Annotated in this window: 15 protein-coding genes; 12 read left to right on the top strand and 3 right to left on the bottom strand. The window is 63.6% G+C overall.

Annotated elements, in window-relative coordinates; all coding sequences use genetic code 11:
- The first annotated feature begins 82 nt into the window (after window positions 1-82).
- The 3 genes from polA (at window position 83) to IEX78_RS22630 (ending at window position 3,570) form a co-directional block, all read left to right on the top strand.
- On the top strand, window positions 83-2,749 hold the full coding sequence (gene polA, locus IEX78_RS22635) for a DNA polymerase I (protein ID WP_229684263.1): 2,667 nt from the start codon (window positions 83-85) through the stop codon (window positions 2,747-2,749).
- Window positions 2,750-2,931: 182 nt separating this feature from the next.
- Complete coding sequence (locus IEX78_RS24575) at window positions 2,932-3,066, top strand: hypothetical protein (protein WP_268240926.1); 135 nt, start codon at window positions 2,932-2,934, stop codon at window positions 3,064-3,066.
- Between the two features lie 90 nt (window positions 3,067-3,156).
- Complete coding sequence (locus tag IEX78_RS22630) at window positions 3,157-3,570, top strand: 2-keto-3-deoxygluconate kinase (protein ID WP_188831075.1); 414 nt, start codon at window positions 3,157-3,159, stop codon at window positions 3,568-3,570.
- A 76-nt stretch (window positions 3,571-3,646) separates the two neighbouring features.
- On the opposite strand, the gene trxA is transcribed toward IEX78_RS22630, so the two are convergent.
- Window positions 3,647-4,027, bottom strand: a complete 381-nt coding sequence (gene trxA, locus IEX78_RS22625; protein WP_188831074.1) for a thioredoxin — start codon at window positions 4,025-4,027, stop codon at window positions 3,647-3,649.
- A 272-nt stretch (window positions 4,028-4,299) separates the two neighbouring features.
- Here trxA and IEX78_RS22620 point away from each other — a divergent pair, with 272 nt between their 5' ends.
- From IEX78_RS22620 to IEX78_RS22605, 4 genes are all read left to right on the top strand, one after another.
- Entirely contained in the window at window positions 4,300-5,370 is a 1,071-nt protein-coding gene (locus IEX78_RS22620; RefSeq protein WP_229684254.1) for an isocitrate/isopropylmalate dehydrogenase family protein, read from the top strand.
- A 125-nt stretch (window positions 5,371-5,495) separates the two neighbouring features.
- Window positions 5,496-6,401, top strand: coding sequence for an ABC transporter substrate-binding protein (locus IEX78_RS22615; RefSeq protein ID WP_229684253.1), 906 nt, complete (start codon window positions 5,496-5,498; stop codon window positions 6,399-6,401).
- Between the two features lies 1 nt (window position 6,402).
- The gene (locus tag IEX78_RS22610) at window positions 6,403-7,329 is read left to right on the top strand and encodes an amino acid ABC transporter permease (RefSeq protein ID WP_188831072.1); all 927 of its coding nucleotides are present in this window, start codon (window positions 6,403-6,405) and stop codon (window positions 7,327-7,329) included.
- A gap of 20 nt (window positions 7,330-7,349) precedes the next feature.
- Window positions 7,350-8,102 (top strand): amino acid ABC transporter ATP-binding protein, encoded by a 753-nt coding sequence (locus IEX78_RS22605; RefSeq protein ID WP_188831137.1) that lies wholly within the window; start codon window positions 7,350-7,352, stop codon window positions 8,100-8,102.
- Here the strand turns inward: IEX78_RS22605 and IEX78_RS22600 are convergent.
- The gene (locus tag IEX78_RS22600) at window positions 8,088-8,729 is read right to left on the bottom strand and encodes a MerR family transcriptional regulator (RefSeq protein ID WP_188831071.1); all 642 of its coding nucleotides are present in this window, start codon (window positions 8,727-8,729) and stop codon (window positions 8,088-8,090) included. The two genes, IEX78_RS22605 and IEX78_RS22600, sit on opposite strands and share 15 nt — an antisense overlap.
- A 105-nt stretch (window positions 8,730-8,834) precedes the next feature.
- On the opposite strand from IEX78_RS22600, the gene IEX78_RS22595 reads away from it, so the two are divergent.
- The 5 genes from IEX78_RS22595 to IEX78_RS22575 all read left to right on the top strand — a co-directional run bounded on the left by IEX78_RS22595 (window position 8,835) and on the right by IEX78_RS22575 (window position 12,000).
- Window positions 8,835-9,758: a hypothetical protein gene (locus IEX78_RS22595; RefSeq protein ID WP_188831070.1), complete on the top strand. Its 924-nt coding sequence runs from the start codon at window positions 8,835-8,837 to the stop codon at window positions 9,756-9,758.
- Window positions 9,755-10,171, top strand: coding sequence for an ABA4-like family protein (locus IEX78_RS22590; RefSeq protein ID WP_188831069.1), 417 nt, complete (start codon window positions 9,755-9,757; stop codon window positions 10,169-10,171). Before IEX78_RS22595 ends, IEX78_RS22590 begins: the two co-directional genes overlap by 4 nt.
- A 64-nt stretch (window positions 10,172-10,235) precedes the next feature.
- Window positions 10,236-11,123 (top strand): SPFH domain-containing protein, encoded by an 888-nt coding sequence (locus IEX78_RS22585; protein WP_188831068.1) that lies wholly within the window; start codon window positions 10,236-10,238, stop codon window positions 11,121-11,123.
- Window positions 11,120-11,302 (top strand): type II toxin-antitoxin system antitoxin, encoded by a 183-nt coding sequence (locus tag IEX78_RS22580; protein WP_188831067.1) that lies wholly within the window; start codon window positions 11,120-11,122, stop codon window positions 11,300-11,302. Before IEX78_RS22585 ends, IEX78_RS22580 begins: the two co-directional genes overlap by 4 nt.
- A gap of 104 nt (window positions 11,303-11,406) precedes the next feature.
- The gene (locus tag IEX78_RS22575) at window positions 11,407-12,000 is read left to right on the top strand and encodes a hypothetical protein (protein WP_229684250.1); all 594 of its coding nucleotides are present in this window, start codon (window positions 11,407-11,409) and stop codon (window positions 11,998-12,000) included.
- Here IEX78_RS22575 and IEX78_RS22570 read toward each other — a convergent pair.
- Window positions 11,997-12,875 carry a methyltransferase domain-containing protein gene (locus IEX78_RS22570; protein ID WP_188831066.1) on the bottom strand — a complete coding sequence of 293 codons (879 nt, stop codon included), beginning with the start codon at window positions 12,873-12,875 and terminating at the stop codon, window positions 11,997-11,999. The two genes, IEX78_RS22575 and IEX78_RS22570, sit on opposite strands and share 4 nt — an antisense overlap.
- Window position 12,876: the final 1 nt, after the last annotated feature.

Raw genomic sequence — 12,876 nt, 5'->3', positions numbered from 1 at the left:
GGGCTTCCCTAGACTCATCGACGTGAGTTCACCGACGAGCGCCCCGGCCACGCAAACCCCCGCAGTCGAGCGGCCAACCCTGATGCTGCTTGACGGGCACTCGCTTGCCTATCGAGCCTTCTTCGCGCTCCCTGCCGACAGTTTTAAGACCGCGACCGGCCAAACCACCAACGCTGTCTACGGCTTCACCTCGATGCTCATCAACATCCTGCGCGACGAAGCGCCGACGCACGTCGCCGCCGCCTTCGACGTGTCACGCAAGACCTTCCGCTCGGAGATGTATCCCGAGTACAAGGCCAATCGCAGTGCCACGCCCGATGAGTTTCGCGGTCAGGTTGATGTCACCAAGGATGTGCTCGGCGCGATGGGCATCCCGGTCATGGCTATCGATGGCTACGAGGCCGACGATGTGATCGCGACGATGACCACCAACGCCGTCGCTCAGGGGTACCGGGTGCTTGTCGTCACCGGCGACCGCGACTCGATCCAGCTCGTCACGCCCGATGTCACCGTGTTGTACCCGGTCAAGGGCGTTTCCGAACTCACGCGCTTTACTCCCGAATCGGTGGAGGCGAAGTACGGCCTCACGCCCGCCCAATACCCCGATTACGCGGCGCTGCGTGGCGACGCCAGCGACAACCTGCCCGGCATCCCAGGCGTTGGCGAGAAGACGGCGCAGCGCTGGATTCAGCAGTACGGCACGCTCGACGCGTTGGTCGACCAGGTCGACACCGTCAAGGGCCGTGGTGCCGACGCGCTGCGCGAGAACCTGTCAACGGTGATCATGAACCGCCGCCTCACCGAGATGGTGCGCGACGTTCCGCTGCCCTACACGCCCGATCAGCTCGCGAAAGCGCCGTGGGATCGCGACAAGATTCACCAGCTTTTCGACGACCTTGAGTTCCGCGTGCTGCGCGACCGCTTGTTTGAGTCGCTTGTTTCCGCCGAACCGGAAGCTGAGGGCGGATTCGACCTCAGCGGTGTGGTGCTTGAGCCGGGCACGGTAGGGGAGTGGCTCGCCGAGCACGCCAAAGCTGGTCAGCGCCACGGTCTTTCGATTGTCGGCACCGGTACCCCGGTTGGTGGCGACGCCCGCGCGCTCGCGCTCGCCTGTGCCGACGGTGAAGGCGCGTATATCGACCTCGCCGGACTCTCTGCTGAGGACGAGACCGCGCTGGCCGCCTGGTTGGCCGACGAATCGGTATTCAAGGCGCTCCACGAGGCCAAGTCGGCCGGGCATGCGTTGCGTGGCCGTGGGTTCACGCTCGCGGGGCTTACAACCGACACCGCGCTCGCCGCGTATTTGGTGCGGCCAGGCCAACGCAGCTTCAACCTCGACGATCTGTCGCTGCGGTATCTGAAGCGCGAATTGCGGGTGGAGACAGGCGAATCCGATACGCAGCTGTCGTTGCTTGACGATGAAGACTCCGCCGCTGAGGATTCCGCGCGCGAGGAGATGCTGCGCGCGCGTGCCGTTGCCGATTTGGCCGACGCGCTCGATGAAGAACTCACCAAAATCGAGTCGACCTCGTTGCTTACCGAGATGGAACTGCCGCTGCTCGGCGTGCTTGGGGAGTTGGAAGCCGCTGGCATCGCCGTCGACACGGAGCAGTTGGAAGCGTTGCAGCGCACCTTCGCCGATCGTGTTGGGGAAGCGGCTAATTCGGCCTACGAGGTCATCGGCAAGCAGATCAACCTCGGCTCGCCCAAGCAGTTGCAGGTCGTGTTGTTCGACGAGCTCGACATGCCAAAGACCAAGCGCACCAAGACCGGTTACACCACCGACGCCGACGCGCTTGAGGGCCTGTACGAGAAGAATCAACACCCGTTCCTCGAGCACCTGCTTTCCCATCGCGATGCGACGCGCCTCAAGGTCACTGTTGACGGGTTGTTGAAGTCTGTTGCCGACGACGGTCGCGTGCACACCACGTTCAACCAGACCATCGCAGCAACCGGGCGTTTGTCGTCGACCGAGCCGAACCTGCAAAACATTCCGATTCGCACCGACACCGGTCGCCAGATTCGCGACACGTTCGTCGTCGGCCCTGGGTTCACCGAACTGATGACCGCCGACTACAGCCAGATCGAAATGCGCATCATGGCTCACCTTTCCGGCGACGCTGGGCTCATCGAGGCATTCAATTCCGGCGAGGACCTGCACACCTTCGTCGCGTCGAAGGCGTTCGATATCCCGCTTGGCGAGGTCACGGCGGAAATGCGTCGCCGGATCAAGGCCATGTCGTATGGCTTGGCGTACGGCTTGAGCGCGTACGGCTTGTCTCAGCAGCTGAAGATCAGCACTGAGGAAGCTAAGCAGCAGATGGACACCTATTTCGACCGCTTCGGTGGCATCCGCGACTACCTGGGCGACGTGGTCGAAGAGGCACGCAAGGTTGGCTACACGCAAACCCTGTTCGGCCGTCGCCGCTACCTCCCCGACCTCGACTCAAGCAACCGCCAACGCCGTGAGGCCGCCGAACGCATGGCACTGAACGCCCCGATCCAGGGCACCGCGGCCGACATCATCAAGGTCGCGATGATCAACGTGGCCGACGCGATCCGCGAGGCGGGCTTGCGCTCGCGCATGCTGTTGCAGATTCACGACGAATTGGTTTTCGAAGTGGCTGAGGGCGAACGCGAGATTTTGGAGAAGCTGGCGCGCGAACGAATGGCGTCAGCCATCGATTTGTCGGTGCCCCTTGATGTTTCGGTCGGCACGGGCCGCAGCTGGGACGCGGCGGCACACTGACGAATTCGGCCGACCTCGTGCCCAAAGGGGGCACCAGCCCGGCATCTCGCGTGACGGGGCACTCACCTCGCGGTCGCGCACCCGGTGAAGGGTCCCTGAACTGCGGGAATCGTACCGGTGAGTAGACACTCCGACTGAGAAACGAGGTTGCGATTTCACGACGATCGCCCTACAGTCGAGTTGTGCCGAATCCCGCCGATCGCCTCGCCGCGCTGCTAGTCGCTGACCGCGACCTCGCGACGATCGCCCCTGCGCAGACCGCGCTGGTGGCCAAGCGGCAGATTCTTCTCGTAGTAACCCGCCGTAGCGGGGTCTGATTCGGACCAGCCCCCTCGCTGCGGGCTGATTTTCTTTGTTCTGCTGGTCCCACCTGCCAACGAAGACCATCTTCGGGAAGACCATTCGCCATGACCATGCTGACTGCTGACCATGCCCTCTTCGCCGCCGCGCCCAAGGGTGCCCGCGCCGACCTCACCTCGACCGAATTCCTCGATCGCTACGCCCACCGTGGCGGCCCCATCGCCCTTGGCGAGTGGACCTCATCGGGTGCCGACTTCACCGCGACGTTGGAACTCCCCAACCACCTGCGCACCGTGCTCTCGGCAGGCAGCCCTGTCGCCGCGATGACATCGGCGCTCTACGACGAGGGTTACCCCCTCGAGCTCCTGCAGTTCCACCAGCGTCCTACCGACGCCGGTATCGCGACCTTCGTCGAATGCGAATTCAATGGCCGTCGCGACTGGGCAGCGGCGATCGCGCCTACTAGCGCTGAGTCGACGATCCGCGCCATGATCGCGGGCGTCAACCTGCTCGCGGACTAACTAGGCAAAAACGAATGGCCCGTTCACGAAAGGTGAACGGGCCATTGACGTTTCAGTGACGTGTGGCCGATGCGGACTATTCGGCAGCGGGCGCGGCGGCACCCTGCTCGGCGATCTGCTTACGCACCTCGTCCATGTCGAGACCCTGCACCTGGGTGACGAGGTCTTCCAGCGCGGCTGGCGGCAGCGCGCCCGGCTGCGCGAAAACGAGCACGCCCTCGCGGAACGCCATCAGCGTGGGGATGGAGCGAATGTTGGCGGCGGCAGCGAGACCCTGTTCAGCCTCGGTGTCGACCTTGCCGTACACGATGTCGGGGTGAGCGTCCGATGATGCTTCGAAAGTAGGGGCGAAGCTGCGGCACGGACCGCACCACGAAGCCCAGAAATCGACGAGTACCACGTCGTTTCCGGTGACTACCTCGTCAAAGTTCTGCTGGGTCAGCGTCTGGGTGGCCATGACGTCCTCTCCTTGTCGGTATCCGTGGCATGCACAGTGGCTGGCGGGGCTTGCGGGGGCTTGCTAACAGGTCCTAACACCACGGCATCTCTCTATCTTCCACCAGCGCGGATATGTTGCCACCCTCCTTACGCACCCAATCGGGCAAATCCCCAGCTAGAACCCGATAAATCGGGAACAACACGATGGCGGCGTATCGTGTTGGCGCTCACTCACCGCGACGTGATCGCGCGATATTTGCTGTGTTGTGCCACACAGGCAACGATGTGGGAGTGAATGCGACTTTGCGCTTGGGTGTCATCGACGGCGACGGCATTGGGCCGGAGGTGGTCGCGGCGACGCGCGCGGTGGTCGACGAGGCAATCGCGGCGGCGGGCGGACCGTCGGTCGACTGGGTACCGCTGCTCATGGGCCACGACGCGATCGAGGCGTACGGCACCCCGCTGCCCGAGCAGACACTTGGCGCGTTGGCAGACCTCGACGCCTGGATCCTCGGGCCACACGATAATGCATCGTATCCTGCGGAAATGCGGGTCGCGCCGGGCGGCGCGATCCGCAAACGGCTTGGTCTGTATGCGAATATTCGCCCCGCCGCCGCCTTCGCTGGCGTTCGCGCCAAGGCTCCCGACATCGATGTGGTCATCGTGCGCGAGAACAGCGAGGGCTTTTACGCCGACCGGAATATGTTCGCCGGATCGGGCGAATTCCGGCCGACCGAAGACGTCGCGATGGCCGTCGCGGTGATCACCCGCGCGGCGACTGAGCGGATCGCGCATCAGGCGATGCGGATGGCGAGCACGCGCGGCAAGCACGTGACGATCGTGCACAAGGCGAATGTGTTGCCGATGACAACCGGCCTTTTTCGTGATGTGTGCTACGAAGTTGCCCAACACTATCCCGACGTGCGGGTAGCCGATGAACACGTCGATGCGATGGCCGCGCACCTTGTTCGTTCGCCCGCCGACTTCGATGTGATCGTCACCGAGAACCTTTTCGGCGACATTCTCTCGGATTTGGCGGGCGAATTGAGTGGCTCGCTTGGCATCGCGCCCTCGCTGAACTGCTCGGATACCAAAGCGATGGCACAGGCGGTTCACGGGGCCGCGCCCACGTTGGCTGGCCACAATCGCGCTAACCCCGCCGCGCTGCAACTCTCGGCGGCAATGTTGTTGCGCTGGTTGGCTGTTCGCGATGGTGACCCGATTCTCGCTAACGCGGCCGAACGCATCACGCGGGCCGTATCAGGTACTTTCGCCGCCGGAATCGCGACCGCTGACCTGGGCGGTTTAGCCTCTACCAGCGAATTCACCGAACAGGTTCGCGCACGGGTACATCGAAGGTAAAGCTACCCCTTTCACTTTCCTCGATTAATAATCGGTTACTGTCATCGCGCGCTGCGCCCGGTTCGCATACATTGCGAACAAGCGCTGACACGTGGCCGGCGATGAGGTGAAATGTGGAGGCTCTTTTGTCTGTTCGAACGGTTTTCGGCCGTGGTGCTGTGCGGTTGCTATGTTGTGCTGCCGGTGGTGCGCTCGTCCTGAGCGGCTGCGCGGAGAACACCGAAGGCGACACCACCGCCGTACCGACAGTGTCGGTGGAAAAGGTCGACGCGCTCGCGGCGACAGTGCCCGACAAGATCAAGCAGGCTGGCAAGCTCACCGTTGGCGTGAACGTGCCTTACCAGCCCAATGAGTACAAGGACCCGAGCGGCAAGATCATCGGCTTCGATGTCGACCTGCTCAATGCTGTCGCGGGCACGCTCGGCCTCAAGGTCGACTACGTCGAGTCGGCGTTCGAGAAGATCATTCCCGCGGTGCAGGCCAACACCTACGACCTTGGCATGTCGTCGATCACCGACTCCAAGGAACGCGAGAAGCAGGTCGACTTCACGACCTACTTCAACGCGGGCATCCAGTGGGCGCAGCAGAGCGGCAAGCCCGTCGATCCCAACAACGCGTGTGGCAAGAAGGTGGCCGTCCAGTCGACCACCGTTGAGCAGACCGACGAGATCCCGGCCAAGAGCGCCAAGTGCGTCGCCGAAGGCAAGCCGCCGATCGACATGAAGCAGTTCGACGAGCAGAGCGCCGCCGCTAACGCGCTGATGCTCGGCCAGGTCGACGCGATGTCGGCCGACTCGCCCGTCACCGCCTACGCGATCAAGCAGAGCGGCGGCAAGATCGAGTCCGCCGGTCCGCTTTTCGATTCGGCACCCTACGGCTGGGCCGTCGCGAAGGGTTCGCCACTCGCGGCGTCGTTGCAGAAGGCGCTGCAGTCGCTGATCGACAACGGCAAGTACGCCCAGATCACCCAGAACTGGGGTGTTCAGGAAGGTCAGATTAAGACCTCGGTGATCAATGGCGCAGTGAGCTGACGTGAGCACTACCGACACGTCGACATCTTCTGCTCCCGAAGCGATCAAAGCGGTCCCGCTGCGCAGGCCGGGCCGCTGGATTTCGGCAGCGATCATCTTGATCCTTGTCGCGCTGTTCATTTACGGCGCGGCAACCAACCCGGCTTATCACTGGGACACTTACGCCAAGTACCTGTTTGACAAGCGCATCACCTCTGGTGCGTTGGTGACAATCGAGCTGACCGTGCTTTCGATGGCACTCGCGGTCGCGCTGGGCACCGTGCTCGCGGTGATGCGGTTGTCGCCCAATCCGGTGCTGCGTACTACGGCGTGGGTCTACCTGTGGATCTTCCGTGGCACCCCGGTGTACGTGCAGTTGGTGTTCTGGGGTTTGGTGCCTTCGCTGTATCGGGTGATTGATGTCGGCGTGCCGGTGATCGGCCCGCAGTTCTTCCACATCGACGTTCAGCATTTGCAGGCGGCGTTCCTGTTCGCGGTGCTCGGTCTTGGCTTGAACGAGGCCGCGTACATGGCCGAGATCGTGCGTGCCGGCATCAACTCCGTTGGCGAAGGTCAGCGCGAGGCGTCGACCGCGCTTGGCATGTCGTGGTCGCAGACCATGCGTCGCACGGTGTTGCCGCAGGCGATGCGCGTGATCATTCCGCCGACCGGCAACGAGCTGATCGGCATGCTGAAAACCACGTCGCTGGTTACCGCGATTCCGCTCAGTACCGACCTGTTTGGTCGCGCGCGCGATATCTACGGCGTGAACTTCCAACCCGTCCCGCTGCTCTTGGTGTGTGCCACTTGGTATTTGGCGATCACCAGCGTGTTGATGGTTGGCCAGTACTACCTCGAGCGGTACTACTCGCGCGGACTCAGTAGGCAGCTCACCGGCAAGCAACTTGCCGAATTGGCAACGGCGCAGGCGGCGGTGAAGGCGAAATGACCGAAGCAGTGAAGGCTCCGATGGTGCGCGCTGACCGCGTGCACAAGAACTTCGGCGCGCTCGAAGTGCTCAAGGGCGTTTCGCTTGAGGTTGAGCACGGCAAGGTGTTGTGCCTGGTCGGGCCGTCGGGCTCGGGCAAGTCGACGTTCCTGCGGTGCATCAACCACCTCGAACAGGTCAACGCCGGTCGCCTGTACGTCGACGGCGACCTCGTCGGCTACCGCGAACGCAACGGCAAGCTCTACGAGCTGCACCCGAAGGAAGCCGCGCGTCAGCGTCGCGATATCGGCATGGTGTTCCAGCACTTCAACCTGTTTCCGCACCGCACGGTGTTGGAGAACGTGATCGAAGCGCCAACGCAGGTGCGCGGTATCCGCAAAGCCGATGCGGTGAAGCGGGCGGAAGAACTGCTCGATCGCGTCGGTTTGGGTGCGAAGCGCAACGCCTACCCCGCGCAACTGTCGGGCGGTCAGCAGCAGCGTGTCGCGATCGCACGCGCTCTCGCGATGGACCCGAAACTGATGCTCTTCGACGAGCCGACTTCGGCGCTCGACCCGGAGTTGGTAGGCGAGGTGCTCACGGTCATGCGCGAGCTGGCCAACGACGGCATGACGATGATCGTGGTGACCCACGAAATGGGCTTCGCCCGTGAGGTCGCCGACGAACTCGTTTTCATGGACGGGGGAGTTGTCGTCGAATCCGGCCCGCCGCGCGACGTGCTGAGCAACCCGAAGGAAGAGCGGACCAAGGCCTTCCTGTCACGCTTGCTCTGAGCGTGACATCCGTTCGAGAGTCACCTGTGCGTGGGCGATGCGGCGAATCGCGGACATCGCCGTATCGCCCAGCAGGGTGAGCACAACGACGGCGTCGACGATGCCGTCGCGATTCCCAGCACCGAGCGCATCGGTGACATCGGCTTCGGCGATCGTGCGCGCGCCGTCGAAATAGGCGGGCATCGTCGTTTCGGCCCAGTCGGTGTAGCCGAGTTGCGCTAGCCGCACGATGACCGACGTGAGCGTGTTGATCGCTTCCTCGCTCGGTTTGGTTTCCCAGTTACGACGTGCGAATTCGGCGAGCACCTTGCTGTGCGCGCGCTCCCATTCTGCTTCGGGCGCGTCGGGCGGGGGTGTCGACATCGCGCCCTGCACGATGCCAAGCAGGCTAAACAACGCGAGATCCGGCGTGTCGACGGCGGCGAGGACGTCACGGACGGTCGCGATCGGCAAGCCGCCAACCTCGATGAGCGCGCGCACCAGCCGCAGTCGGCGCAGGTGCTCGTCGCCGTAACTCGCCTGGTTGGGGCTCGTGCGCTCGCCCGCCTTGAGCAATCCCTCACGCAGGTAGTACTTGATCGTCGCGACGGCGACGCCGCTGCGTTCGCTCAGTTCTGAAATACGCACTGCGACCTTTCTTTTCGCTTAACCCTCTTGCCTGTTGTGTCGTGAGTGGATAGTCTAACTATCTATAACGGATAGTGGCACTATCTATCACCGTGGAGGCACGTCATGCCAGTCCGAAACCTTCCCCTGCACCGCCCGCTGCTGTACTTCGCTGGCGTCAACGCGGTGCTTTTCGTTGTCGCCCTCGTCGGTGTTGTCCTCGACGACAGGGTGATCGCTGGCTCGACCGCCTGGTTCAAGCCAGCCAAATTCGCCCTGTCCTTCGTGTTGTATAGCGTCGCGCTCGCGTGGCTAATGAGCTTGCGGCCCACCGCTTCTCGTCTGATGAACGTGATGGCGACGGTCATCGTCGTCGCGGGCGCGATTGAACAGGTGATCATCTTTGGTCAGGTCGCACGCGGCGTGCGCAGCCACTTCAACACGACCACAACCTTCAACAGCGTGATGTGGGTGACGATGGGGCTCACCATCGTCGTGCTGTTTCTCGCGACTTTCGTTGTGGCCGTTGTCCTTTCGTTCGCGCGGATCGGCGATGCCGCGACGACCTGGTCGATTCGCCTTGGTCTCGCGATCACGCTCGTTGGGCTTGGGCTGGGGAACCTCATGCCCGGTCGCGAATCTGGCGTCGAGGGCATCGCTGGCGCCCATACCGTCGGCGCGCCCGACGGTACTCCGGGCATGCCGCTGACGGGGTGGAGTACAACGGCCGGTGACCTGCGGATTCCGCACTTCGTTGGGATGCACGCGCTGCAGTTTTTGCCGCTCTTCGCGGCGCTGCTGGTGGTACTTGCCGCGCGGGTGCCGCTCTTGCGGGTGCATTCGGTTCGATTCGGGCTCGTCGTGACGTTCGCGGTCGGCTATGCGGCCGTCGTCGCGCTCGTCACCTGGCAGGCGTTGCGCGGTCAGCCGCTGATGCACCCCGACCAATCGACGCTGACGGCCGCGGCCGCGATCGGCGTTGTCGTTGTCCTTGGCGCGCTCGCCTCGATCGCGAGCGCCTTCGCTACTCGTCAGGAAGTTCTCGCATGAGCACGCTGTTTGACCTCGCGTTTTACGTCACGATCCCGTTCTGGGCGCTCATGATCTTCGCGCCGACATGGCGGTGGACGCGCACGGTCATCGGCTCCCCGCTGGTTGTGCTCGCGCCGCTTGCGGTGTGGGCGGTGGTCGCGGTGCCGGTGTTGGGTGCGATCTGGTCGCTGGTCACCGCGCCGACGCTCGCCGCGCTGACAACGTCGATCGAAGATCCCGCCGTGCTTACCGCGTTGTGGGCGCAGATCATCGCGTGGGATTTGTTCATCGGGCGCTGGATTTACCTCGACAGTCGCGAGCGCGGCTTTTCTCCGCTGCTGATGGGGCCGCTATTGGTTGGCACGATCCTGTTGTCGCCCGTCGCGGTGCCGATTTACTTCGTGCTGCGCGCGGTGCTGCCGGTCCGCTAACTCCTTGCTGGGGCGCCTCATTCGCGCTATCGTCGTGATATCACTCAGATATCGGGAGGATGTCATGGAGCTGCGGCAAGCGGTCCGGGTCAACGGGTTCATCGTGGTGGGGGTGTGGTTGCTCGTCACGCTCGGGTTTGGCACGATCGCCGTGCTCGCGTTCATTGACGCAACCAAGCATGCGGGGGTCAGCGGCAGTTTCGCGGTTGCGGCGGGGGCGATCGTCGTGATCGTGCTCGCCACCATCGCGGCGAGCGGGCTCACCGTCGTCAATCCCAACGAGTCCAAGGTCGTCACGTTCTTCGGTCGCTACATCGGGTCGGTGAGTACGGCTGGGTTTGTTGCCGTCGCGCCGCTTAGCCAGCGCAGGACCATCTCGCTGCGCGTGCGCAACTTCGAAACGCAGAAGCTCAAGGTCAACGATGCTGACGGCAATCCGGTCGTCATCGCCGCCGTCGTTGTTTACAAGGTGGTCGACAGTTTCAAAGCCGCCTTCGCCGTTGATGATTACGAGGAATACGTCGAGACGCAGTCCGAAGCGGCCGTCCGCCACCTTGCGACGACCTACCCCTACGACGCGCACCAGCCGGGCCGGGTCAGCTTGCGCGACGGTGCGTCGATTGGCGAGGAACTCACCGACGAACTGCGCGAACGTACCCAGACCGCGGGCGTTGAGGTGATCGAAGCCCGCATCACGCACCTGGCGTACGCGCCGGAAATCGCCCAGGTGATGCTCGTGCGTCAGCAGGCCGCCCAGGTGGTCGCGGCCCGCACGACGATCGTCGAAGGTGCCGTTGGGATGGTAGGGCTGGCTCTCGATCGGCTCGCTGAGCAGGGCACCGTCGAACTCGACGAGGAACGCAAGGCGGCGATGGTATCGAACCTGCTCGTCGTGTTGTGCGGCGACCGGTCGGTCCAGCCCGTGGTGAACACTGGTTCGCTGTACGCGTGAGCACGCCAAAGAGGGAGCCGAAAAAGGTTCTCGTCCGCCTAGACCCGGCGGTCCACGAAGCCATCGCGAAGTGGGCCGCCGACGACCTGCGCAGCGTGAACTCGCAGATCGAATACGCACTACGCATGGCACTGGACCAGGTTGGTCGCGCGCCGCGCAAGGGGTCGTCAGACGAGTGAAAAGTCCTGCGGGGCACCATGATTCGCGTGGATTGTTGCCCGCGACAACCTCGGTGCATCATCTATGTGTCCCAGGTAACGCACACCACCGGTAAATTGGAACAGTGCCCATTTCGTTCGACATTCGAGGAATGCAGCAGTTGGATGCCTCGACCTGGGGCGATCCGGCTACTCGCGACGTTGTCGCGCTCACCTATGTCGACGGTGTGCCCGACCTGCCAGCGCCGCTCGAAGATCTAAAACGCTTGCGGCGCAGGCTCGCTCATCATCACGGGCGCACCGGCTGCCTCATCGAAGCGTTCGTTGTGTGGGTCGACTCGCTGCCCGCACTGTTGAGGGTCGAGAAAACTCCGCTGCCGGGATCGCAAAGTGGCCTTGTCTTCGCCGCGTCGATCGTCGTTCCAAAAGATCGCTGTAGCGCGGTTTTTCAAATCCTCTGCCCCGAAACGGACGCACCCGGCGTGCGCGAGGCGGTGGTTGGCGCGCAGGTGGTCGACGACGAGATGTACCCCGAACACCCGTACGCGCCGGGCTTACGCGGTGCCCTGCCCTACGCGTACTCAGACGACATTCGCTTTGACGACGCGTTCCCCGACCACCCGCTGACCCGCGCCCGCCGCTGGATCGCCGACACCGTCCCGCACGTGCGCGTCGACCCAGGCTTCGCGACCTTGCCCCCGTTCGTACGAGGGATCTAACGCTTCTCCGCAACGAAAATCGCGGTGCCGGGGAAGATCTCCCCACGCAGCGGCGACCACTGGCCCCACTCGCGATCAAGCCACTCGGGCCAATCCGGTTCAACAATGTCGACCAGCGTGAGCCCCGCGGCCACGATCTCGCGCACCCGATCGCCAATCGTGCGGTGGTGCTCCGCGTAAGTGGGCGTCCCGTCGGCGTCGACCTCTATATATGGAGTGCGGTCGAAATACGACACCGTCGCCACCAGTCCGGCCTCGCCCGGATCGTCAAGGAAGATCCAGCGCATCGGGTGGTTCACCGAGAACACCCAGCGTCCACCCGGCTTCAACACCCGCGCCACCTCACGCATCACCAACGCCGAGTCAGCGACAAACGGCACCCCACCAAACGCCGAACAGGCAAGGTCAAAGGACTCATCGGCGAACGGCAACGCCTCCGCCCCGGCCTGCACAAGCGGCACCCGAGGACCACCACGGTCCATCGCGGCGACACCACGCGCGAGCATCCCCATCGAAATATCAAGCCCGACCGGATGCGCGCCAGCACCCGCTAACCAGCGCGAACAGGGCGCTGACCCGCACCCGATTTCCAACACCCGCTTCCCGACAACATCGCCGAGGAAGTGCATATCGCCCTCGTGCAAGCCCTCTGGACACCACACGAACTCACCGCCGGGCGAATCGACACCGAGAAAGTCGGCGTGGGTCTGGTGATACTGGTCAGCATCCGCGTCCCACCACCGGCGATTGGCCCGCTCACTATCGGCGGAACCCAGCTTGCCGCGCGCCGGGCCGGTGGTGCCAAGCAGCGCGTTAGCTTGGGCGTGACGATCAGCGGAATCAGAATCAGGCACGGCAGGTAGCGTATCGGCCATC

The sequence above is a fragment of the Nocardia camponoti genome, from assembly GCF_014646135.1.
GTDB classification, from domain to species: Bacteria; Actinomycetota; Actinomycetes; order Mycobacteriales; family Mycobacteriaceae; genus Nocardia; species Nocardia camponoti.
The sequence above is the reverse complement of the archived record's forward strand: the minus strand, read 5'-3'. Positions and strand labels throughout refer to the sequence as shown.